The sequence below is a fragment of the Mesorhizobium sp. WSM4312 genome, from assembly GCF_002294875.1.
GTDB lineage: Bacteria > Pseudomonadota > Alphaproteobacteria > Rhizobiales > Rhizobiaceae > Mesorhizobium.
Window position 1 is genome coordinate 375,821 of sequence record NZ_NSFU01000001.1, and the last position, 22,293, is coordinate 398,113.

Here is a 22,293-nt window from a genome sequence, read left to right on the forward strand (position 1 = left end):
GAAATATTATGCGTAAATGGAAAATCGCTTTGGGAGCGGCCGTCGCGGTGGGCGCGATCTCCGTGGCCAGCGTCCACCTGCTCGATATGGGCAATCTCAGGCTGAGCACCGGCACGGCCGGTGCGGCAACGCCCGCTCCGGCGGCATTCGTCATGCCGGTGCCGGTGGCGAGCGTGGTCAAGAAGACGATCCCGATCTATCTCGACTATGCCGCCCGCATCGAGCCTATCCGCAGCATCACGCTGCAGGCGCGCGTGCCGGGCTATTTGCAGGAACAGACGGCGCAGGACGGCGCGGATGTGCGGCAAGGCGACCTTCTCTACAGGGTCTCGCCCGACGACTTCCAGGCCGCGCTCGACCAGGCGAAAGCCCAGGTCCAGCGCGATACGGCGACCCTCGACTATGCGCGGTCCAATCTCGGCCGCGGCACCGAGCTCGCCAAGAGCGGTTATCTGGACAAGGACAGCTTCGACCAGCGCACCAGCACCTTGCGCGAAGCGCAGGCGTCGCTGGCGCTTAACCAAGCGGCCGTGCGCACGGCGGAGCTCAATCTGAGCTACGCCGAGATCCATGCGCCGTTCACCGGACGCCTGGGCCGCAACCAGGCTTCGGTCGGAACGCTGGTCAGCGTCGCCGGCACGGTGCTGAACACGCTGGTGCAGCTCGACCCGATCTATGTCACCTTCAATCCGAGCGAGACGGATCTGGCCGAGATCGAGCAGGCCCGCGCGGCCGGCCCGGTCGATGTCGAAGTCCTGCTGCCGGGTCAGACCGAGACCAGCCAGAAGGGCGAACTCACCTTCGTCGACAACACGGTCGACCACTCGACCGGCACCATCACCGCGCGCGCCACCATCGGCAATGCGAAGTTCACGCTCATGCCTGGCCAGTACGTCCGCGTGCGGCTGCACATCAGGCAACAGCCGGACGCGCTGATGGTGCCGCAGACGGCGCTGGGCTCGAGCCAGCTCGGCAAATATCTCTACGTCGTCGGCAAGGGCAACACGGTCGACCAGCGGCTGGTCTCGCTCGGCCCGACCAGCGGTGACCTTGTAGCGATCTTGAGCGGCGTCTCGGAAGGCGACCAGGTGATCACAGGCAATCTGCAGAAGATCGGACCCGGAATGCCGATCTCGCCACTGCCACAGAAACCGGCTACCTGACTCCCCCGCAGGCCCGGTTTCCGCGCGGCGCCCGCGACCTTCCCACGGGTCGTGGGCGCCGCATTTACAAGCAGGCCGACAAGAGCGGCCACGTCGGCGCGGTCGGCCTTGGCAGCGTGAATGCATAAATAGCTCTTGTTAGATTGTCGACAATCTGATTGTCTTGCCGCTGTACTCGCTGGAGTGGGCCGGATGGTGAAGACGGATTTCAGCCCGATTGCAGATACGACGCGTCGCGCCGAAATCGTCGCGCTGCTGCGGCGCGCCATCCTGACCGGGCAACTGCAACCCGGCCAGAAGCTCAACGAGCTCAGAATCTCCGAACAGATGCGGGTCAGCCGCGCGCCATTGCGCGAGGCGATGCGCGAGCTGGTGCAGGAAGGCATCCTGACCAGCATCCCCTATGCCGGCACCTTCGTCATCGACGTCACCGCCAAGGACATCGACGATGCCTATTCGCTCAACCAGGTGCTCGACGAGTTCGCCATCGAACGGACATGGCCACAGCGCGACCAGCGTTTCTTCGACGAACTTGACCGGCGCCACGAAGCGGTAAAACAGGCGACACGCAACCTCGACACCACAAGGCAGATCGAAACGGCGCTGCAACTGCATGGCCTGATCTATGAGTGGGCCGACAATTCGGTGCTTCTGGAAACCTGGCAGCGGCTGACCAGCCGGCTGCAAATGTATTTCGCGCTGCACCAGCATGCGCGCAACGAGCCGGTGCCGGCCGAAGACGTCCATGAAACCTACGTGCACCTGATGAAGGGCGCCGATATGCGCGCTGCCCAGCGTCACGCACGAGAACATATCAATCTCGACTTCGAGCAGTTGCTCTCTTATGCGCGCAGCCTCGAACAGCGCCTGTCGAAGGGCGCCTGACCAATTCCCAGACATCGCAGCCAGCGGACAGACAGAGTGCAGATCAAATCCATCAAAGCCTACCGTGTCGTGCAGCCCTTCGTGGACGGCCCCTACCGCATGTCCAAGGGGCGCCAGGCCGACGCCTTCGACGCGGTGATCGTCGCCGTCACCGCCGACAGCGGCCTGACCGGCTGGGGCGAGATGGCGCCGCTCGGCAATTTCTACTCGGCCGCGTTTCCGGCGGGAACACGCGCGGGCGTGCCGGAAATCGCGCCGCATCTCATCGGCCACGACCCGCGCGGGCTGGCCAGGATCGGCCGGCTGATGGACACGGTGTTCAAGGGCCATCCCTATATCAAATCGGCGCTCGACATGGCGTGCTGGGATCTCGCCGCGCGCGCCGCCGATGTGCCGCTGGTGACGCTGCTCGGTGGCAAGGAGAGCGATATGGCGGAGACCTACCGGGTCGTCACCCACGGCACGCTCGATCAGATGGCGGCACTGGCAAAGAGGATCATCGCCGAGGGCTGTCGCCGTCTGCAGGTCAAGGTTGGCGGCAACGTGCACGACGACATCGAGCGAGTGACGACAGTCGCCTCGGCGGTGCCGAAAGGTACGGTGATTTTCTGCGACGCCAATGCCGGCTGGACACCCTACCAGGCCCGGCAGTTCGCCGATGCCACGCGTGGCATCGACTACACGTTCGAGCAGCCCTGCACGACGCTCGAGGAGAACATGTCGGTGCGCCGCATGCTCGACAAGCCGATGGTGCTCGACGAATCCGTCACCTCGCTGGAGGAGATGCTGGAGATTCATCGCCTGGGCGCGGCCGACGGGCTGACGCTGAAGATCTCGCGGCTGGGTGGCGTGACGAAGACGCGCCAGATCCGCGACGTTGCCGTCGACCTCGGCTTCATGATCACTGTCGAGGACACAGGCGGCGCCGAGATCGACACGGCAGCGATGGCGCATCTGTCGCTGTCGACGCCTGAGGAGCGCCGGCTGCATGCCATTGCCTTCCATGAATGGGTGACGGTGCGCACGGCCTTCAACGCCCCGCCGGTCACCGGCAGCCACATGGGCATTCCGGACGGCCCCGGCCTCGGCATCGATGTGGATCCGAGCCTGCTCGGCAAGCCTTTCTTCGAGGTCGGCTGAGATGAAGATCCGAGGCATCACGGCCACACCGATCAATCTTCGTCTCGAAGCACCCTATGGCTGGGTGTTCGGCGAGCTCGACGGTTTTTCGCAGACCATTGTCGAGGTCGAGACCGAGGATGGGCTGGTCGGCCTCGGCGAGGCGCCGACGCCGGCGGCGGCCGCAATCATCAATGATGTTCTGGCCGAGCGCCTGGTTGGCCGCGATGCCTTCGACATCGCCGGCGCCGAGCATGTCTGCCTGCCCTACTGGACCGGTGTGCAGTCGATCAACGACCGCACCCGCATCATGGCTTTCGGCGCGATCGAGATGGCACTGTGGGACCTGCGCGGCAAGGCGTGGAACCAGCCGCTCTACCAGCTGCTCGGCGGCGCCGTGCGCAAGGACATCCCGTTCACCGACTATTTCTCGCTGCGCGGCGACGGGCCCGATGTGAAAGGCGAGACGACGCCGGAAGAAGTCGCCGATTATTGCGTCGAACTGCACGAGACGCATGGTACGACCTTCTTCGAAGGCAAGTTCTCGACCGAAGACCCGAAAGTCTCGCTGAGAATGGTCGAGCTGATCCGCGCAAAGCTCGGCGACGAGGCGATGATCCGCATCGATTCCAACCAGGCCTATTCGCTGGCGACGGCGCGGCGGCTGGCGCGGCCGCTCGAAGAGCTCGGCGTGCGCAACTGGGAGGATCCGGTGGCGACGCTCGAGGAGATGCGGCAGCTGCGGCAACATTGCTCGATCCCGTTCTCCACCCACAACATCGACATTGCGCGTGCCATGGACCTCAAGGTTCCGGATGCCTTCGTCGGCAATCCGACGGCGCATGGCGGCATCGGCCGCCTGCTGCGTTTCGTCGGCGCCTGCGAGCATGCCGGCGTCGATTTCTGGTGCTACAGCGGCGACAGCGGCATCGGCAGCGCCGCCTACCTGCACCTGTGCGCGGCGCTCGGCTGGATCCGGGAGCCCAACCAGTCGCTGTTTCGCATGCAGCCCATGGACATCACCGAGGAAGGGCCATTTTCGCCGAGGAACAATGTCGTGCACGTCCCGGAAGGTCCCGGTCTCGGCATCACCTTGTCGCGGAAAAACCTCGCGGCCTGCCATCGCGATTTCGCCGATAACGGCCCGTGCAACAAATATCACGACCCGGCGAAGCCCGGCACATATCGCCGCCTGCCGCTGAACTAGGAGAACGAGAAGGGAAAGGAGACGTCGTCAAGAAACAAGCCGCCGCCGCGATTGGGTCGCGACGGCAGGACCGGATGGGTGGAAACATCCTCAAGAAAATCTGACCGCTTCGCCGCAACGATCGGATGGACCGGATAAAGCCGCATGCTACAGTCCCGGTCGACCGACTTCGTTGACGGCCGGGGCAAGGAGAACTCCACGGAATTTCGTCAACCGGAAGTGCTTTCTTCAGCCATAAGAAACAAGGGGAAAGGGTTAAACCCATGAGCAAGAACCACCGCATTCTCGACCTGATCCGACGCAATCGCTCGCCGCTCGAAAACCATCTCATCGACGGTCTCGTCGACGGCCGTGTCAGCCGCCGCGACTTCATTCGCCACGGCAGCCTGCTCGGCCTGTCGCTGCCGCTTCTGGGCGGCATCACCACCGCTGCCGGCTTCAGTGGCATGCCGTCGCTCGCCCGCGCGCAGGGCGCGCCTGGCGCGACCATCCGTGTCGGCAGCAGCGTGCCGGCGGCAACCATCGACCCGGTCACCATCGCCGATGCCGGCGGCCTGCTGATCCTGCAGCAGGTTGCCGAATTTCTCTGCGTCGACGGCCCCGACCTGGTGCTCAAGCCGGCGCTGGCCGAAAGCTGGAAGCCGAACGACAACGGCACGGTGTGGACCTTCAAGCTGCGCAAGGGCGTCAAATTCCACTCCGGCGGCGAGATGAAGGCCGACGACGTCGTGGCCAGCATCGACCGCCTCGCCGACCCGGCAAACTCGTCCAACGCCCTGTCGGTGTTCACCGGCATCCTGCAGAAGGGCGCCACCAAGAAGGTCGACGACTACACGGTGGAGTTCCATCTCGACGCGCCGAACGGCAATTTCCCCTACATGGTGTCGTCCGACAACTATAACGCCGTCATCATCCCGGCGAGCTACAAGGGCGACTACGAGAAAAGCTTCGACGGCACGGGCCCGTTCAAGGTCGAGAAATACACGGCCAAGGTCGGTGCGTCCTTCGTCCGCAACGAGGACTATTGGGGCGAAAAGGCGCTGCCGGAGCGGACCGAATTCACCTTCTTCGCCGACATGCAGCCGCAGATCCTGGCGCTGCAGGGCGGACAGATCGACATCATCAACCAGATGCCGGTGCTGGCCGGCGTCGCCCTGCTCAATGATCCGAGCGTCGACATCATCAGCCTGAAGTCGTCGGCCCACCAGCAACTGCATATGCGCTGCGACGACGGCCCGCTGAAGGACGCGCGCGTGCGCCGTGCCATCGCGCTCTGCCTCGACCGCGACAAGCTGGCCGCAGGCCTGATGAAGGGTCGCTCGGCGCTCGGCAATGACAGCCCGTTCGCGGCCGTCTACCCTTCGACCGATACGAGCATACCGCAGCGCAAGCAGGACATCGCGCAGGCCAAGCAGCTGATGGAAGCGGCCGGCGCCGGCAAGGGTTTCAAGGTGACGCTGACCACCGAGCGCTACCTGGAAATTCCCGAATACGCCCAGCTGATCCAGAACTGGGTCAAGGAAATCGGCATCGAGCTGGAGCTCAACATCCTGGACCAGGGCGCGTATTACGGCGACGCCGTGTTCGGCAAATCAAACTGGCTGGATTCGGTGATGGGCATCACCGACTATGGTCACCGCGGCGTGCCGAACGTGTACCTTGCCGCACCGCTGAAGAGCGACGGCACCTGGAACGCCGCGCACTTCAAGAACAAGGACTATGACACGCTGGCGACCAGCTATATCGCGGCGCTCGATCTCGAGGCGCAAAAGGCGACGGCGGGCAAGATCCAGAAGCTGCTGCTCGAGGAAACGCCCGTCATCTTCGGCTATTTCTACGACTACCTGACGGCAACGGCGAAAGGCGTGGCCGGCGTGCAGCCGACCGCCATGTCGCAGCTGTTCCTCGAAAAGGCATCGAAGGCCTAAAACGAAAAAGGGAAAGCCAATCCTCTAACAGCCAGCTCCCGCGTGGGGGCTGGCTCCACAAGGAGTCTTAGCCATTCTCTCCTTCTTTGCACGGCGTGTGTCGCTGTCGCTGGTTACATTGTTCCTGCTCAGCATCATGGTGTTCCTGGGCGGCCAGGTGCTGCCCGGCAATGTCGGGCGCGCGATCCTGGGGCCGTTTGCCGACCAGCGCGCGGTCGATGCGCTCAATCATACGCTGGGCGTCGATCGGCCGCTGCTCACCCAATATGCGACCTGGATCTGGAATTTTATCCGGGGCGACATGGGCACGTCCTACATCTTCCGCTCGCCGGTGGCGCCGTTCGTCATCGATGCCTTGGGCAATTCGATGAAGCTGGCCGCGGTCGCCTTCGTCCTGGTGGTGCCGATCGGCATTCTGGGCGGGGTGGTGGCGGCACTCAACCTCAACCGCCCGCTCGACCGCATCATCAGCCTGGGCGGTCTGTCGGTGACGGTGCTGCCGGAGTTCGTAACCGGCATCATCCTGATCCTGATCTTCGGCGTGTGGCTGCGCTGGCTGCCGATCTCGGCGGCATGGCCGAAGAACGCCGGCTTCTTCACCCAGCTCCACTATCTGATCCTGCCGTCGCTGCCGCTGTTCCTGGTGCTGTTCGGCTATATCGCGCGCATGGCGCGCTCCGGCATGATCGAGGCGCTCGATTCCGACTATACGCGGACGGCCGTGCTCAAGGGCCTGCCCTGGCGCACGGTGATCTGGCGGCATGTGCTGCGCAATGCTCTGCTGCCGACCATCACCGTCATCGCCACCCAGACCGGCTATCTCATCGGCGGCCTGGTGGTGATCGAGACGCTGTTCCGCTACCAGGGCATCGGCTCGCTGATCTTCACCGCCGCGCGCGGCAAGGATTTCCCGATGCTGGAATCCGGCATCCTCACCATCGGCATCGTCTATGCGGTGGCGACATTGATCGCCGACTTCCTCTATTCCGTGCTCAATCCACGCATCCGGCTGGGGTCAGACCAATGAGCGCCGTCCAGACCACCTCTTCCCCGCAAGACGACACGCGCCGGCGCAGCCCCATGGCGGAAGTCTTCTTCTCGCTCATGCGCTCACGGACCTTCCTTGTCGGTCTTGCCATCGTGCTGTTCTGGGTCGCCTGCGCGCTGTTCGGCGAGCACTTCGCGCCCTACGACCCGCTTGCCGACGACATCATCAACGCGCTGGCGCCGCCGTCGTCCGAACACTGGTTCGGCACCGACCAGATCGGCCGCGACGTCTTCTCGCGCGTCATCGTCGGCTCGCGCGACATCCTCACCGTCGCCCCGCTGGCGACCTTGCTGGCGACGATCGCCGGCACGGCACTCGGCCTGCTCACCGGCTATTTCCGCGGCATCGTCGACGATGTCGTCAGCCGCATCCTGGAAGCCTTCATGGCCATCCCCGTGGTCATTGTCGCGCTGCTCGCCATCGTCGCGCTCGGCACGTCCAAGGCCACCGTCATCGTCGTCATCGGCTTGAGCTTCGCGCCGATCATTGCGCGCACCGTGCGCTCGGCGGTGCTGGCCGAGCGCGAACTCGATTATATCGCCGCCGCACAGTTGAGGCACGAGAGCGCCTTCCACACGATGTTCGTCGAGATCCTGCCCAATGTCATCCCGCCGATCCTGGTCGAGACCACCGTGCGGCTGGGCTACGCCATTTTCGCGGTCGCCACGCTCTCCTTCATGGGTTTTGGCATCCAGCCGCCCTCGCCCGACTGGGGGCTGTCGATCTCCAGCAATTACGGCATGATCGGCGGCGGCTTCTGGTGGACGGTGCTGTTCGACGCACTCGCCATCGCCTCGCTGGTGATCGGTGTCAACCTTGTGGCCGACGGCGTTCATGGAGCGCTCAATGACTAACTCCTCAAAGGCTGAAAACGCCCTCGAGCTGCGCGATCTGTCGGTCGCCTACCGGGTGGCCGGGCGCAACCGCGCCGTGCTGCGCAATCTCAGCCTCAACATCAGGCAAGGCGAGGCCTATGGGCTGGTCGGCGAGTCCGGCTGCGGCAAATCCACCGTGGCGCTCACCGTCGTGCGCTATTTGCCAAGAAACGGCTCGATATCGGGCGGCGCGATCTCGCTCGACGGTCAGGACGTCATGAAGCTCGATGCCGAGGCCTTGCGGCGCGCCCGCGCCGAAAGCGTCTCGATGGTCTATCAGGATCCCGGCAAGGCGCTGAACCCGTCGATCCGCATCGGCCGGCAACTGACCGAGATCTTCGAGCTTGGCGGGATCACGGGACAGGCAGCGACTGACCGCGCCATCGCCATGCTCAACCGCGTGCGCATTTCCGATCCGCCAAGCGTCATGCAGCGCTATCCGCACCAGCTCTCCGGCGGCATGCAGCAGCGGGTGGCGATCGCCATGGCGCTGGCCAACGATCCCTCGATGCTGATCCTCGACGAACCGACCACCGGCCTCGACGCGACGGTCGAGGCCGAGGTGCTCGACCTCATCGCGCAGCTCAGGCAAGAGCTGTCGGCCTCGATCCTGTTCATCAGCCACAACCTCGCCGTCGTCTCCAACATGTGCGACCGCGTCGGCGTGCTCTATGCCGGCATGCTGGTCGAGGAAGGGCCGACGGATGTCGTCTTCAACGATCCGTGCCATCCCTATACGGTCGCGCTCCTGCGCTGCCTGCCACGCGGCGGCCAGCGCAAGGACCAGGGCCGGCTCGACACCATTCCGGGCTTCCTGCCGGGCATAGGCTCCGACATCAAGGGCTGTGCCTTTGCCGACCGCTGTGCGCTCGCCGACAATCGCTGCCGCACCGAATTGCCGCCGCTCTATGATCTGAGTGACGAGCGCGGCAAGCGGCTGTCGCGCTGCTTTCACCACGACAAGGCGCAAGCCCTGCCGCGCGCCACACCGAGCGATGTTGCGACAGCGCCCAAGCCGACAACCGCACCGGTGCTGCGCGTCGCCGGGCTGAACAAGACCTATGCCAGCCACGGCCATCCCTTGCGCGCCGTCAAGGATGTCTCGCTCGATCTAAGGCCCGGCGAGACGCTGGGGCTGGTCGGCGAATCCGGCAGCGGCAAGACCACCTTCGCCAGGCTGCTGCTCGGCCTTGTGCCGCCCGATGACGGCGGTACCATCGAACTCGAGGGCAAGGCGCTGGCGCCGAAGCTGGAGAACCGTGGCGACGACCAGGTCAAGGCGATGCAGATCGTCTTCCAGAACCCGGACTCCGCGCTCAACCGCTCGCATTCGATCCGCCACATTCTCGGCCGCGCCTTGAAGCGGCTGGCCGGCCTCTCCGGCAAGGCACAGGAGGCGCGCCTCGACGACCTCGTCCGCTCGGTGCGCCTGACCGACCGGCATCTCGCCGTCAAGCCCCGCCAGCTGTCAGGCGGTCTGAAGCAGCGCGTCGCCATTGCGCGCGCCTTCGCCGGCGATCCGCGCATCGTCGTCTGCGACGAGCCGACCTCCGCGCTCGATGTCTCCGTCCAGGCGGCGATCCTCAACCTGCTCGCCGACCTGCAATCCAAGGAAGACGTCAGCTACATCTTCATTTCGCACGACCTTGGCGTGGTGCGTTACCTCTCCGACAAGATCGCCGTGCTCTATCTCGGCCGCATCATGGAGATCGGCCCATCGGAGGAAGTCTTCTCTGGGCCGCATCATCCCTATACCGAGGCGCTGCTGTCGGCGGTGCCCAAGCTCGACCAGACCGAGACGGCGCGCATCCGGCTCGACGGCGAGATCCCGAGCGCCACCAACCCGCCCCCGGGTTGCGTCTTCCACACGCGCTGCCCGCGCAAGATCGGTCCGATCTGCGAGCAGCAGGAGCCGCCGCTGGCCGAGGCACAGCCCGGCCACTCGATCCGCTGCCACATCCCCTACCCGGAACTTGCCAGGCTGCAGAAGGCAGCCGTGACTGAACCGGCATAGCAAGGCATCGCCGGCCGGTTAGCTCAGGCCGGCCATGCCCAGGGAACGGTCGCCTTCCGAAAAACCCTGTTCGCTGGTCCAGTCCCTGGCCAGCGAGCGCAAGCCCGTCAGCGCGACATCCAGAACATCCGACGAGACGGGATTCGATGGATAGGCGAGATAGATCGGCCGCTGAAACACCGGTGTGTTGTCGATACGCCGCATCTCGCCGCGCTCGATATGGCCGCTGACGGCGCTGAGCGGCAGATAGGCCGCCGCTTGACGCGACAGCACATGCTGCAGCCCGATGAAGACCAGGCCGGCGGAAATCGCCGGCTTGACCATGCCGGCAAAGGCGCGGTCGTGTTCGATGCGGAATTCGAGCCCCCAGTCCATCAGTATGTAGTTTTCAGTCCACGGCTTGGTCTGCGCCGCATGCTGGACGAGCACGACCTGATCCACGGCCAGCGTCTCATAAACGATGCCGGGATGCGGGCGCGGCAGATAGAGGATGCAGATGTCGAGCAGGCCTTCCGCCAGCTGGTCGATGGCCAGGTCCGGAAAACTGCCTTCGAGCCGAAGGGCCACGTTCGGCCGCCTGGCCCGCATCCACTCGACCCATGGCGAGGTGATGCGCTCCCACAGATAGGCGGGAGCGGTCAGCCGCAGCAGGCTGTCATAGCCGTCGGGAACGGCGATGTCCTGCCTCGATTGCTCCCAGGTGCGGGTGATGGAAGAGGCGTGCGGCAGGAACTGCCGGCCAGCCGGCGTCAGCGTGACGCCGTCGCGGTCGCGCACGAAAAGCCGGCGCCCCAACTGCTCCTCCAGCCCCCTGATCCGCGCGCTGACGGTGGACTGCGCAAGGTTGAGCCGGCTGGCCGCGACGGTGAAGCTGCCATGTTCGGCGACCTCCAGGAAACTGCGCAGGTTCTCGGTATCCATGGCTTACACCTTGCATCGAAAATTTCGATGGACCCTATCAAAAAATATCGCTTTCCGGTCGCGGTCAACAATGACCTAAATGGCCGACCCCGAAGAGCAGGCGAGGAATGCAGCCATGCCAAGGCATTTCATGACGATCGACACTGCTCGCAAGAACCTGACCGCAATCGAAAATTCTGCTGTCGACGACTTGCTGGCCGGCAGGCTCGACCGCCGCGATTTTCTGCGCCACGGAAGCGTGCTCGGCCTTTCCCTGCCGTTCCTGGGCAGCCTTGTCGCGGCCGCCGGCCTCGGCACGCAACAAGTCCGCGCCGAGGGCAAGCCGGGCGGCACGGTGCGCGCGGGCGTGGCGACACCGGGCGGCGCCATCGACCCGGTCACCTACTATGACAGCGGCAGCTACCAGCTGGTTTTCCAGACCGCCGAATTCCTTTGCATCACGCAGCCGGATCTCACCTTGAAGCCGGTGCTGGCGGAAAGCTGGTCGCCGAACGCGGACGGCAGTGTGTGGACCTTCAAGCTGCGCAAGGGCGTGAAATTCCACAATGGCGAGGACTTCAAAGCCGACGACGTGGTGGCGACCTTCGACCGCCTCGCCGATCCCAACGGCGCCTCGAACGCGCTTTCGGTATTCAAAGGCCTGCTGTCGAAGGGCGGCGCGCAGAAAGTCGACGACCACACCGTCGCCTTCCATCTCGACGCGCCGAACGGCAGCTTTCCCTATTCGGTGTCGATCGACAATTACAACGCCGTCATCCTGCCGGCGAGCTACAAGGGCGACTACGAAAAGACCTTTGAGGGCACCGGGCCGTTCCGGCTGGAGAGCTACACGCCGAAGGTTGGCGCGACCTTCATCCGCAATCCCGACTATTGGGGCGAGAAGGCGCTGCCCGACCGGCTCGAGTTCAAGTTCTACGGCGACGTGCAGCCGCGCATCCTGGCGCTGCAGGCCGGCGAGGTCGACCTCCTCGACGCCGTGCCACTCGACGTCAGCCAAGTGGTGCTGAACAGCCCCGACATCACGGTGCTGCGTGTCGCCTCGACCGCGCATCGCCAGCTGCACATGCGCTGCGACACCGGTCCCTTCACCGACAAGCGTGTGCGCCAAGCGCTGGCGCTCAGCATCGACCGCTCCAAGCTTGTCGACGGCCTCTGCCGCGGCATGGCGGCCACCGGCAATGACAGCCCGTTCGCACCGGCCTTCCCCGCGACCGACAAGTCCGTGCCGCAGCGCGTCAAGGACATCGCCAAGGCGAAGCAGCTGATGGAGGCGGCCGGCCTCGCCAGCGGCTTCGACATCACCCTGACGACGCTGCGCTATTCCGACATTCCAGGCTACGCGCAGCTGTTCCAGAATTTCGCCAAGGAGATCGGTGCCCGCATCGCGCTCAACATCGAGGACCAGGACAAATATTACGGCAAGGCGGTGTTCGGCCAGTCGGACTGGCTGGACAGCCCATTGGGGATCACCGACTACGCCCATCGCAGTGTGCCGAACGTCTTCCTCAAGAGCCCGCTGGTCAGCGATGGCCCGTGGAACGCGGCGCATTTCAAAAACACTGCCTATGACGGCATGGTCGCCTCCTACCTCAAGGCACTCGATATCGGCGCACAGCGCGCGGCGGCCTCCGACATCCAGAAGCTGCTGCTCGACGAGACGCCGGTCATTTTCAGCTATTTCCCGGATCTGCTGGTGCCGGTGCGCAAGAATGTCAGCGGCCTGCCGCCGATCGCCGCCGGCCTGCTGCTCGATCGCGTGTCGCTGGGATAGAGACTGGATTGGACAATTCCGCTTTCGGGCGGCGAGGCTATCCGCTGGCAAGGCTGCGAAGAGCGATGGGGGCCATCGTTCGAGCGGCTCGATGCACGGAAAACCCGCCGCCCGGAAACCCTCAGCGGCACCATGGCTCAATGCAGGTTCATCTCGCTGTGCGCCAACGCTCGATGACAAAAGACAAGAAACGGGAGACCACCATTCGCAAGCCTCATTTGCGCGGTCGCGGACCGCATTTCCCCTTGCTCGACAATATCGTGCAGTATGAGATCGAGCCGGGCTATGTCGCCTTCACCATGCCGACGCAGAAGCGGCTGCGTGTGCAGGTGGGATCGATGATCGTCGCCGATACGACCAAGGCGCTGGTGCTCTACGAATCCGATCATCTGCCGGTTTACTACTTTCCGGTGAGTGACGTGCGCGAGGAGTTCCTGCTGCCGAGCAGGACGACGACAGAGAGCCCGTTCAAGGGCGTCGCCACGCATTATTCGCTGAACACCGGCATCACGCTGGTCGAGGATGCCGCCTGGCGTTATCTGGATCCGGTCAAGGGATCGCCCCTGCTTTCGGACCACATGTCCTTCTATTGGCCCAAGATGACGCACTGGTATGAGGAAGACGAAGAGATCTTCGTCCACGCCCGCGATCCGTTCCGCCGGGTCGACTGCCTGCCCTCCTCGCGACGGGTGCAGGTCATCCTAGACGGCGAACAGGTCGCCGATTCACACCGCGGCGTGTTCCTGTTCGAAACCGGCCATCCGGTGCGCCACTATCTGCCGATCTCGGACACGCGGCTCGATATGTTCGCGCCCAGCCGCTACATTTCGCGCTGCCCCTACAAGGGCATCTCCAACTACTATCACGTGACGACGCCCAAGAAGCGGCACGAGAATCTCGTCTGGTACTATCCCGAGCCGGTGCATGAGGCCGAGCGCATCAAGGGACTGGTCTGCTTCCACCACGAACTGGTCGACAAGATCCTGGTCGACGGCGTCGAGATCCCGAAGGAAGCCACCGCTGCGTCGGACGGCTATTTCTAGGCATCGCTGCCCCTGCCGGCTTGCGCATTGAGCGCTTGATCGAAACATGGCGCAGCGCATACTTTCCCTGAAACGGGAGGGCTATCGATGGATCTTTTCAAGCTGCACGGCGATGTCGCGCTGGTTACCGGTGCCGGCAGCGGCATTGGCCAGGCAATCGCAATTGGATTGGCCGAGGCAGGAGCCAACGTCGCGTGTTTCGGTCATGCATCGAAAGGCGGGCTGGAAGAAACCGCGCACCAAATCACGGCACTCGGGCGCAAGGCTTTGGTGCTGACCGGCACGGTCACTTCGGAGAGCGATCTGGCGGCGGCAATCGATCGCGTCGAGGTCGAACTCGGTGCATTGACCGTTGCCGTCAACAATGCCGGCATCGCCGGTTCGGAACCGGCCGAGACCTTGTCGCTCGATAAGTGGCAGAAGGTGCACGAGGTCAACGTCGCCGGCGTTTTCCTGTCCTGCCAGGCCGAAGCCCGCAAGATGCTGGCGCGCCGCAAAGGCTCGATCATCAACATCGCCTCGATGTCCGGTACCATCGTCAATCGGGGATTGACGCAGGCGCACTACAATTCGTCGAAAGCCGCCGTCATCCACATGTCCAAGAGTCTTGCAATGGAGTGGGCGGACCGGGGCTTGCGCGTCAATGTCGTCAGCCCAGGCTATACGCTGACACCAATGAACAAGCGGCCGGAAGTGGCGGAGGAGATCAAGATCTTCAAACGCGACACGCCGATGGGACGCATGGCAGCGCCTGAGGAAATGGTCGGGCCGACGGTGTTCCTGGCCAGCCGCGCGTCGAGCTTCGTCACCGGCCTCGACCTGATCGTCGATGGCGGCTACGTCTGCTGGTAGGACGAAAGATCGACTGGCCGGGCTCGGCTTCGCGTGCAGTCTGAATTTGTGCATGCCGCAGGCGTTAGTCGTTGCGCGATATGAATGTTGGTATATATAATTTCATCCTATGAAACGGTCTTGGCGAGATGGGGCTTGCCAGGGCCGACAGCCGAGATCATGGGACCTTGATGGCTCGCACCTTGCAGGGCGCCGCAAGACTGGCAAATGACCCACAGGTGATCGCTCCCGCAGCGGTCCGTCGGCACCCATGACCCCGACACTCCAGACCTATTCCGCCATCACCAGAATTGAGCGCCGTCTTGCCTGCCTGGGCCAAAGCCATGGCGACAATTCGGCGCCGACGGGCTTGCGCAACGAACCGCCTTTCCAACACAATCAAGAAAAGCCGCAAGAAGGGAACCAACGATAATTTTCACACAGCTTGAAGGAGAACAAGCATGTCATTTCGCAGCCAGATCTCGAACCTGTCGATGGGCGCCGTCGCGCTCGCCACGCTAAGCCTGCTGACGCCTTCCGCCCAAGCCGCCGCGCCCGAATCCAACGACCCGATCAAGATCGCGCTGTTCGACTGGACCAGCGTCAACCTCAACGCCAAGATCCTCGGCGGCATCCTGGAAAAGCTCGGCTATACCGTTGAATACCCGACCGCCGACTATCTCTCCAGCCTGACCACAGGCCTCACCAATGGCGACCTCGATGTCGGCCTGGAATTCTGGGACACGACTGCCGGCGAGGCGATGAAGGCCTCCGATGCGACCGGCCAGACGGAGCGCCTCGGCAAGCTTGGACCCAAGGCCAAGGAAGAGTGGTGGTTTCCCGAATATATGAAGGAGAAATGCCCGACACTGCCGGACTGGCATGCCTTGCTCGACCCGACATGCGCGGCGTCGTTCTCGACGGCGGAGACCGCACCGAAAGGGCGCTATCTCGGCGGCCCGGTGACCTGGGAAGGCTTTGACGACGAGCGTGTCGCGGCGCTGAAACTGCCCTTCACCGTGATCCACGCCGGCACCGATGCGGCAATGTTCGCCGAACTCGATTCCGCCTATCAGCGCAAGGCGCCGATCATGCTGTGGATCTATTCGCCGCACTGGGCGCCGGCCAAGTACAAGGGCGAGTGGGTGCAATTCCCGGAATACACACCCGAATGCTATAATGATCCGAAATGGGGCGTGAACCCCGACGCCAAATATGACTGCGGCAAGCCGCACGGCGAGATCTGGAAATACTCCTGGTCCGGCATGAAGGACAAATGGCCGGTCGCCTACAAGGTGGCAAAGGCCTTCACGATCGACACCGACGAGCTCAACAAGATGAGCGGCGACATCGACCTCGGCGGCAAGACGCCGGAACAGGTCGCGGCCGCCTGGATCGCAGCGCATGAGGCAGACTGGAAAGCCTGGGCGCAGTGATCGTTCCGACTGGAAAAATGGGGCCTGGCCGTTGATCGGCCGGGTCTCAGGTCTTGATGTTCCAGAAGGATGATTGGATGACGACTGAACAGGGATCGACGCAACCGGGCACGGATAATCGCCCGGTAAAGCTTGCCTGCCGCAATGTGTGGAAGCTGTTCGGAGTGAACGCAGCCAGCTTCATCCGCGAGCGCGACGGCAGGGCCAGCATGGCCGATGTCACTGCTGCCGGACTGGTCGGAGCCGTGCGCGCGGTCGATCTCGAAATCCGCCAGGGCGAGATCTTCATCATCATGGGGCTGTCGGGCTCCGGCAAATCGACATTGGTGCGCTGCATGTCGCGACTGGTCGAGCCGAGCCATGGCAAGATTGAATTCGAGGGCAAGGACCTGCTCAAGATTTCCGATGCGGCGCTCATCGAATTGCGCCGCCACCGCATGGGCATGGTGTTCCAGAATTTCGCGCTGCTGCCGCATCTCAATGTGCTGGACAACATCGCCTTTCCGCTCAGCATCCAGGGGCAGGACCGGGCAAGGCGCGAGGCGCGCGCGCGCGAAGTCATCGATCTGGTCGGCTTGCGCGGCCGCGAGCATTTCTACCCACGCGAATTGTCCGGCGGCCAGCAGCAGCGCGTCGGCATCGCCCGCAGCCTCGCGACCAAACCGGAGATCTGGTTCCTCGACGAGCCGTTCTCCGCCCTCGATCCGCTGATCCGCCGCGAAATGCAGGACGAGCTGATGCGGCTGCAGACCATGCTGCACAAGACCATCGTCTTCATCACCCATGATTTCGACGAGGCCATCCGGCTGGCCGACCGTATCGCCATCATGAAGGACGGCGAGGTCATCCAGATCGGCACGCCGGAGGAGCTGGTGGTCAATCCGGCGACTGACTATGTCGCAGAATTCACCCGCGACGTCGACCGCGCCAAGGTGATTTCCGCGTACAGCCTGATGCGTGCCTGCGATGGTTCGGAGCATGGTGGCACGGTTTCGCCGGATGCCAAGATCGCCAGTTTCTCGGCCAGCATCGTTTCAGCCGGCAAGCCGTTCGCCGTGGTCAACGGCACCGGCAAGCCGATCGGCGAAGTGACGCCGCAAGCGGTCATCGATCTGCTGGCCGGCATCGAGCACGCAAGAGCCGACGCATGACGGTGACGGCAAGCGCCAGCGAGCCGAGGCCGCCGCTTCAGCGCTGGCTGCTGGTCTGGGCGGCGGCCCTTGCCGCTGTGCTGTTGGTGTTCCTGTTGCAGGACAGCGTCCCTTGGGCTGTCGACTATCCGGCCAACGCCGTCGTGCCCGTCGCCGACTGGGTCAGCGCGCTGATGGGCTGGATCAAGTCGAACCTGTCATGGTTGACCCGCTCGATTACCGCGGTCCTCGGGGTGCCGCTCGATTTCGCGCTCAATCTCTTGGCCAAGAACTTCAAGATCGGCCACGGCACGGATGCCTATGTCCTGCCGCGCCTGTCCTGGGTTGGCGTCTGCGCCGTCGCCTTCCTCGCCGGCCATGCCGTGGGCGGCCGGAAACTCAGCCTGCTGGTCGGCGGCTGTTTCCTCTACATCGCGCTGTTCGGCCAATGGACCAGCGCCATGCTGACGCTGGCGCTGATCTCCATCGCCGTGCCGTTCTGCATCGTCACCGGCCTGTTCGCCGGCATCTGGGCCTGGCGCAAGCCTTGGGCGGAGAGGCTTATCGTCTCCCCTGCCCTCGACCTGATGCAGACGATCCCGACCTTCGCCTATCTCATCCCGATGCTGCTCCTGTTCGGCAACAGTCCGGTGTCGGCGATGATCGCCACCGCCGTCTTCGCCACGCCGCCGATGGTGCGGGCGACGATGCTCGGCCTCACCCGCGTGCCGCTGGAGATCGGCGAATTCAGCGACATGGCCGGCTGCACGGCGCGGCAGAAACTGTGGCGGGTGCTGCTGCCCTCGGCGCGGCCGACGCTGATGGTCGGCGTCAACCAGGTGATCATGCTGGCGCTCAACATGGTCATCATCGCCTCGATGATCGGCGCCGGCGGCCTCGGCTACGACGTGCTTCTGGCGCTGCGCGCGCTGAAGGTTGGCGAGGCGATGGAAGCTGGTCTCGCCATTGTGACGCTGGCGATCGCGCTCGACCGGCTGAGCCAGGCCATCGCGCACAAGCAGGCGAAGGGCCATGTTCATCAGGCGGTGAGCCCGAGCTTCTGGCGGCGCTATCCCAATCTGTCGCTGGCCATCGCCATCCTTGCCGTCACCACGCTGCTCGGCCTGTTCGTGCCGGCCTTCGCGGCGGTGCCGAAGGCGATCACCTTCACCACCGCGCCGCTGTGGAAGGCGGCGGTGAACTGGGTGACGATCAACTTCTTCGATGCCATCGAAGCCTTTCGCGTTGCGCTGATCCTCAACGTGCTCAACCCGGTGCGCGCCTTCTGCGAAGGCTTTCCGTGGCTGGGCGCGGTGTTCCTGCTCGGCCTTGCCGGCTATCAGCTCTCGGGCCTGCGCCTGGCGGCCCTGGTCGCAGCGCTGACCGCTTTCTGCGCGGTCACCGGGCTGTGGGAAAAGACCATGGCGACGGTCTATCTCTGCGGCATCTCGGCCTTCATCGCCTGCCTGATCGGCATCCCGATCGGGCTGATGGCAGCGCGCAGCGACCGCTTCGAGAAGATCGTCACGCCCATCATCGACACACTGCAGGTACTGCCGTCCTTCTGCTTCATCATCCCGGTGGTGATGCTGTTCCGCGTCGGCGACGTGACCGCCATGATTGCAACAATAGCCTTCGCCGTGGTGCCGGCGATCCGCTACACCAATCACGGGATAAGACAGGTGCCGCCGGCTCTGATCGAGGCAGCCAAGGTGTCGGGCTGCACGCCGCGCCAGACCTTCTTTCGCGTGCAATTGCCGCTGGCGCTGCCGGAGATCATGCTCGGCGTCAACCAGACCATCCTGATGGCGCTGGCGATGATCATCATCTGCGCCATGGTCGGTACGCGCGATCTCGGCCAGGAGGTGTTCATCGCGCTGTCCAAGGCCGATTCCGGCCGCGGCATCGTCGCGGGCCTGGCCATCGCCTTCATCGGCATCGTCGCCGACCGGCTGTTCAACGCCTGGACGGCGAAGGCGCGGGCAAGGCTGGGATAGGCAGAAGATGCGTCGCGGCTACTCCGCCGCGACGCCCTTCACCTCGAGATAGCTCTCCATGGAATCGTCCAGCGCCTGCAGCCAGGGCGTGTGATGCAACGGCGCCATGGTGCCGGTCATCAGCGAGCGGTAGGCATGGTCGCGGAAGCCCATAATGTCTTCCGCCTTGTGGTGTTCCCACTCCATGAAGGTCTGGTTGACCGCCTCGACATCGAAGCCGGGATAGTCGGTCTGGTCCATCAGTTCCTTGGTGTAGTCGCCCTGGAACCAGATCATCTGCTCGGCGTCTTCCAGCGTTTCCTCGCGCGCCCGCCACTTCGCGCCGTGCGCTGCCATCGCCTCGGCCGACGGCAATTTGATGCGGCCCATGATGACATCGCGGGCGAACCAGGCCTGCGCGTCGAACATGTTGAAGGTGTAGAACTGGTCCTGCATGCCGATATAGAACAGCTTCGGATTCTTTTCCCACACCACGCCTTCATAGAGATCCAGCGGCCACATGCGGTTGGCGGTCTTGAGCTTGAGGTCGTCGGTGAGGAAAGGGAAGGAATGGAGATAGCCGGTGCACAGGATGATGGCGTCGACATCCTTTGACGTGCCGTCCTTGAAGTACGCGGTCTTGCCGACGACTTTCTGCAGGAGCGGCACTTCCTTCCAATTCTCCGGCCATCTGAAGCCCATCGGCTTCGAACGGTAGCTGGAGGTGATCGACTTGGCGCCGTATTTGTAGCATTGCGAGCCGATGTCCTCGGCCGAATAGGAGCGGCCAATGATCAGGATATCCTTGCCCTTGAATTCCATGGCGTCGCGGAAATCATGGCTGTGCAGGATGCGGCCGTTGAAGGTGGCGAAACCCTCGAAATAGGGAACGTTGGGCACCGAGAAATGCCCTGAGGCGACGACGACGTTGTCGAACTCTTCGGAATAGGTGACGTCGTTGGCGCGGTCATGCGCGGTGACGGTGAATTTCTTGGTTTCGTCCGAGAAGGTCACCATGCGCACCGGGCTGTTGAAGCGCACCCATTTGCGCAGGCCCGATTTTTCGACGCGGCCCTTGATGTAATCCCACAGCACTGCGCGCGGCGGATAAGAGCCGATCGGCCGGCCGAAATGCTCCTCGAAAGTGTAGTCGGCGAATTCCAGGCATTCCTTCGGTCCGTTCGACCAGAGGTAGCGGTACATCGAGCCATGCACGGGATCGCCATGCTCGTCGAGGCCGGTGCGCCAGGTGTAGTTCCACAGGCCACCCCAGTCCGACTGCTTTTCGAAGCAGACGATTTCGGGGATGTCGGCGCCCTTGTCTTCAGCCGACTTGAAGGCCCTGAGCTGTGCCAGGCCGGACGGTCCGGCGCCGATGACGGCAACACGAGTTTTCATTTCCAGGGCCTCCTCATTTTTGATTTCCCCAGCGAAACAAATTTCACTGACAGTGACACTAATTGGCCCTTCGGTGCTGTCAACAGACATCTGCGGGAACGGCGTTTGCCCGCAAAGGATTCCTGACGAAAAACCTTCGCGGACAGAATCCATGGGATCGTCCGATGGACTTAAGACAGCTTGCCGACACAGCCGCGCTGCTGTATCGCCACCTGACATGTTCACCTTGAGTGAAATAAATCCGCGAAGTCCGGGGGCGACATGGCGAAAGACAGTTCCAAGGCCGGGCTTGCCGGCGCCAAGCCGAAGCCCCAGCCAAAGGTCTCGGCGGACGGCAAGACCATCCGCGCACCACTGACGCAGAACCCGCACGCCATCCGCGACACACGCGAGAAGGTGCTGGAGGTGGCCATCGGCCGCGAGGTGCGGGCGTTCCGCAAGAAGCTCGGCATCACCGTCGCCGATCTCGCCGTCGCCACCGACATTTCACTGGGTATGCTGTCGAAGATCGAGAACGGCATCACCTCGCCGTCGCTGACCACGCTGCAGGCGCTGTCGCGGGCGCTCGGCGTTCCGGTCACCGCCTTCTTCCGCCGCTTCGAGGAGGAGCGCAGCGCCGTCTTCGTCAAAGCCGGCGAAGGGCTGGATGTCGAGCGCCGCGGCACGCGCGCCGGCCATCAGTACAATCTGCTCGGCCATATCGGGTCGAACACCAGCGGCGTCGTCGTCGAACCCTACCTGATCACCCTGACCGAAGATTCGGACGTGTTCCCGACTTTCCAGCATGAGGGCATGGAGTTCCTCTATATGCTGGAGGGCGAAGTGGTTTACCGGCACGGCAGCAACCTCTACCCGATGAAGCCCGGCGACAGCCTGTTCTTCGACGCCGACGCGCCGCACGGACCGGAGCAGCTGACGAAACTGCCAATGCGGTATTTGTCGATCATCTGCTATCCGCAGAACAGCGCGGGGTGAGGTTTTCTGTCGACACTTTAAAGTTCGACGAGGGATTGATCGGCTATCGCGCAGGCTTCCTTGGCCCACGCGACAAACACGTCTAAAAACTGACCCGAGATGTCAATTCTTTGATCACTCCACCGGAAAGTCATGTCTTTAGACGACAAGCCAAAGTGAATCGTTCGCACAAATCCATTTTCCTCAATCGGCTTTGGAGCATTCTTGCGAGATAGGTACAGCCGGTCGTCGATATGCTCAAAGTGATCCCTGGCCTGCTTGTAAAAGGTTAGGTCAAGCGCGCTCAAATGATTAGCCATTTTATTACCTAGGACTTTAGCTGCCAAGGCAATGCCATCCTTAACTCTGTCTACGGAAATTAGAAAAAAGTGTAGTTCCACTAGGGCCCGCCTAGGCTGCTTTGCCTGCCACGCTTCCATCATCAAAGCGTGTTGCCTCACCGCCGCATCAAGGTATCTCTCAACCAACACAATGCCATTGTGAAGTTGGCCAGTATGATCCTTCCGCATGTATCGGAAGGTATATTCGGGATTTTCGGTCATCGTGTCACATTATCCAAGCGGAGAAAGAAAA

At 63.3% G+C, this 22,293-nt stretch carries 19 protein-coding genes; 15 read left to right on the forward strand and 4 right to left on the reverse strand.

The window, feature by feature from the left end; translation table 11 throughout:
• Positions 1 to 8: 8 nt before the first annotated feature.
• The 4 genes from CK228_RS01805 (at position 9) to CK228_RS01820 (ending at position 4,374) form a co-directional block, all read left to right on the forward strand.
• Positions 9 to 1,163: an efflux RND transporter periplasmic adaptor subunit gene (locus CK228_RS01805; protein WP_095771116.1), complete on the forward strand. Its 1,155-nt coding sequence runs from the start codon at positions 9 to 11 to the stop codon at positions 1,161 to 1,163.
• 192 nt (positions 1,164 to 1,355) lie between these two features.
• A complete protein-coding gene (locus CK228_RS01810) occupies positions 1,356 to 2,048 on the forward strand; it encodes a GntR family transcriptional regulator (protein ID WP_095771117.1) in 693 nt (230 codons plus the stop codon).
• Positions 2,049 to 2,084: 36 nt separating this feature from the next.
• A complete protein-coding gene (locus CK228_RS01815; protein ID WP_095771118.1) occupies positions 2,085 to 3,188 on the forward strand; it encodes a mandelate racemase/muconate lactonizing enzyme family protein in 1,104 nt (367 codons plus the stop codon).
• A 1-nt stretch (position 3,189) separates the two neighbouring features.
• Positions 3,190 to 4,374, forward strand: coding sequence for a mandelate racemase/muconate lactonizing enzyme family protein (locus CK228_RS01820; protein ID WP_095786672.1), 1,185 nt, complete (start codon positions 3,190 to 3,192; stop codon positions 4,372 to 4,374).
• Here CK228_RS01820 and CK228_RS35160 read toward each other — a convergent pair.
• Positions 4,371 to 4,520, reverse strand: a complete 150-nt coding sequence (locus CK228_RS35160; protein WP_179295772.1) for a hypothetical protein — start codon at positions 4,518 to 4,520, stop codon at positions 4,371 to 4,373. The two genes, CK228_RS01820 and CK228_RS35160, sit on opposite strands and share 4 nt — an antisense overlap.
• 117 nt (positions 4,521 to 4,637) lie before the next feature.
• On the opposite strand from CK228_RS35160, the gene CK228_RS01825 reads away from it, so the two are divergent.
• From CK228_RS01825 to CK228_RS01840, 4 genes are all read left to right on the forward strand, one after another.
• On the forward strand, positions 4,638 to 6,302 hold the full coding sequence (locus CK228_RS01825) for an ABC transporter substrate-binding protein (RefSeq protein WP_095786673.1): 1,665 nt from the start codon (positions 4,638 to 4,640) through the stop codon (positions 6,300 to 6,302).
• 73 nt (positions 6,303 to 6,375) lie between these two features.
• Positions 6,376 to 7,329, forward strand: a complete 954-nt coding sequence (locus CK228_RS01830) for an ABC transporter permease (RefSeq protein ID WP_095771121.1) — start codon at positions 6,376 to 6,378, stop codon at positions 7,327 to 7,329.
• Positions 7,326 to 8,204: an ABC transporter permease gene (locus CK228_RS01835; RefSeq protein ID WP_095771122.1), complete on the forward strand. Its 879-nt coding sequence runs from the start codon at positions 7,326 to 7,328 to the stop codon at positions 8,202 to 8,204. The genes CK228_RS01830 and CK228_RS01835 overlap by 4 nt, the downstream gene beginning before the upstream one ends.
• Positions 8,197 to 10,239, forward strand: coding sequence for an ABC transporter ATP-binding protein (locus CK228_RS01840; RefSeq protein WP_095786674.1), 2,043 nt, complete (start codon positions 8,197 to 8,199; stop codon positions 10,237 to 10,239). Before CK228_RS01835 ends, CK228_RS01840 begins: the two co-directional genes overlap by 8 nt.
• An 18-nt stretch (positions 10,240 to 10,257) precedes the next feature.
• On the opposite strand, the gene CK228_RS01845 is transcribed toward CK228_RS01840, so the two are convergent.
• The gene (locus tag CK228_RS01845; protein WP_095771124.1) at positions 10,258 to 11,160 is read right to left on the reverse strand and encodes a LysR family transcriptional regulator; all 903 of its coding nucleotides are present in this window, start codon (positions 11,158 to 11,160) and stop codon (positions 10,258 to 10,260) included.
• Positions 11,161 to 11,275: 115 nt separating this feature from the next.
• On the opposite strand from CK228_RS01845, the gene CK228_RS01850 reads away from it, so the two are divergent.
• The 6 genes from CK228_RS01850 (at position 11,276) to CK228_RS01875 (ending at position 19,368) form a co-directional block, all read left to right on the forward strand.
• The gene (locus CK228_RS01850; RefSeq protein ID WP_095786889.1) at positions 11,276 to 12,931 is read left to right on the forward strand and encodes an ABC transporter substrate-binding protein; all 1,656 of its coding nucleotides are present in this window, start codon (positions 11,276 to 11,278) and stop codon (positions 12,929 to 12,931) included.
• Between the two features lie 173 nt (positions 12,932 to 13,104).
• On the forward strand, positions 13,105 to 13,974 hold the full coding sequence (locus CK228_RS01855; RefSeq protein WP_095786890.1) for a DUF427 domain-containing protein: 870 nt from the start codon (positions 13,105 to 13,107) through the stop codon (positions 13,972 to 13,974).
• Positions 13,975 to 14,061: 87 nt separating this feature from the next.
• On the forward strand, positions 14,062 to 14,826 hold the full coding sequence (locus CK228_RS01860) for an SDR family oxidoreductase (RefSeq protein ID WP_095786675.1): 765 nt from the start codon (positions 14,062 to 14,064) through the stop codon (positions 14,824 to 14,826).
• A 440-nt stretch (positions 14,827 to 15,266) separates the two neighbouring features.
• Positions 15,267 to 16,241 (forward strand): ABC transporter substrate-binding protein, encoded by a 975-nt coding sequence (locus CK228_RS01865; protein ID WP_095786676.1) that lies wholly within the window; start codon positions 15,267 to 15,269, stop codon positions 16,239 to 16,241.
• A gap of 77 nt (positions 16,242 to 16,318) precedes the next feature.
• Complete coding sequence (locus tag CK228_RS01870; RefSeq protein WP_095786891.1) at positions 16,319 to 17,392, forward strand: glycine betaine/L-proline ABC transporter ATP-binding protein; 1,074 nt, start codon at positions 16,319 to 16,321, stop codon at positions 17,390 to 17,392.
• Complete coding sequence (locus tag CK228_RS01875; RefSeq protein ID WP_095786677.1) at positions 17,389 to 19,368, forward strand: ABC transporter permease subunit; 1,980 nt, start codon at positions 17,389 to 17,391, stop codon at positions 19,366 to 19,368. Before CK228_RS01870 ends, CK228_RS01875 begins: the two co-directional genes overlap by 4 nt.
• Before the next feature lie 18 nt (positions 19,369 to 19,386).
• Here the strand turns inward: CK228_RS01875 and CK228_RS01880 are convergent, their stop codons facing one another.
• Positions 19,387 to 20,745, reverse strand: coding sequence for an NAD(P)/FAD-dependent oxidoreductase (locus tag CK228_RS01880; RefSeq protein ID WP_095786678.1), 1,359 nt, complete (start codon positions 20,743 to 20,745; stop codon positions 19,387 to 19,389).
• A 261-nt stretch (positions 20,746 to 21,006) separates the two neighbouring features.
• Between CK228_RS01880 and CK228_RS01885 the strand changes: the two genes are divergently transcribed.
• The gene (locus tag CK228_RS01885; RefSeq protein ID WP_064983208.1) at positions 21,007 to 21,720 is read left to right on the forward strand and encodes an XRE family transcriptional regulator; all 714 of its coding nucleotides are present in this window, start codon (positions 21,007 to 21,009) and stop codon (positions 21,718 to 21,720) included.
• A 17-nt stretch (positions 21,721 to 21,737) separates the two neighbouring features.
• On the opposite strand, the gene CK228_RS01890 is transcribed toward CK228_RS01885, so the two are convergent.
• Complete coding sequence (locus tag CK228_RS01890) at positions 21,738 to 22,262, reverse strand: hypothetical protein (protein ID WP_095771129.1); 525 nt, start codon at positions 22,260 to 22,262, stop codon at positions 21,738 to 21,740.
• Between the last annotated feature and the right edge of the window lie 31 nt (positions 22,263 to 22,293).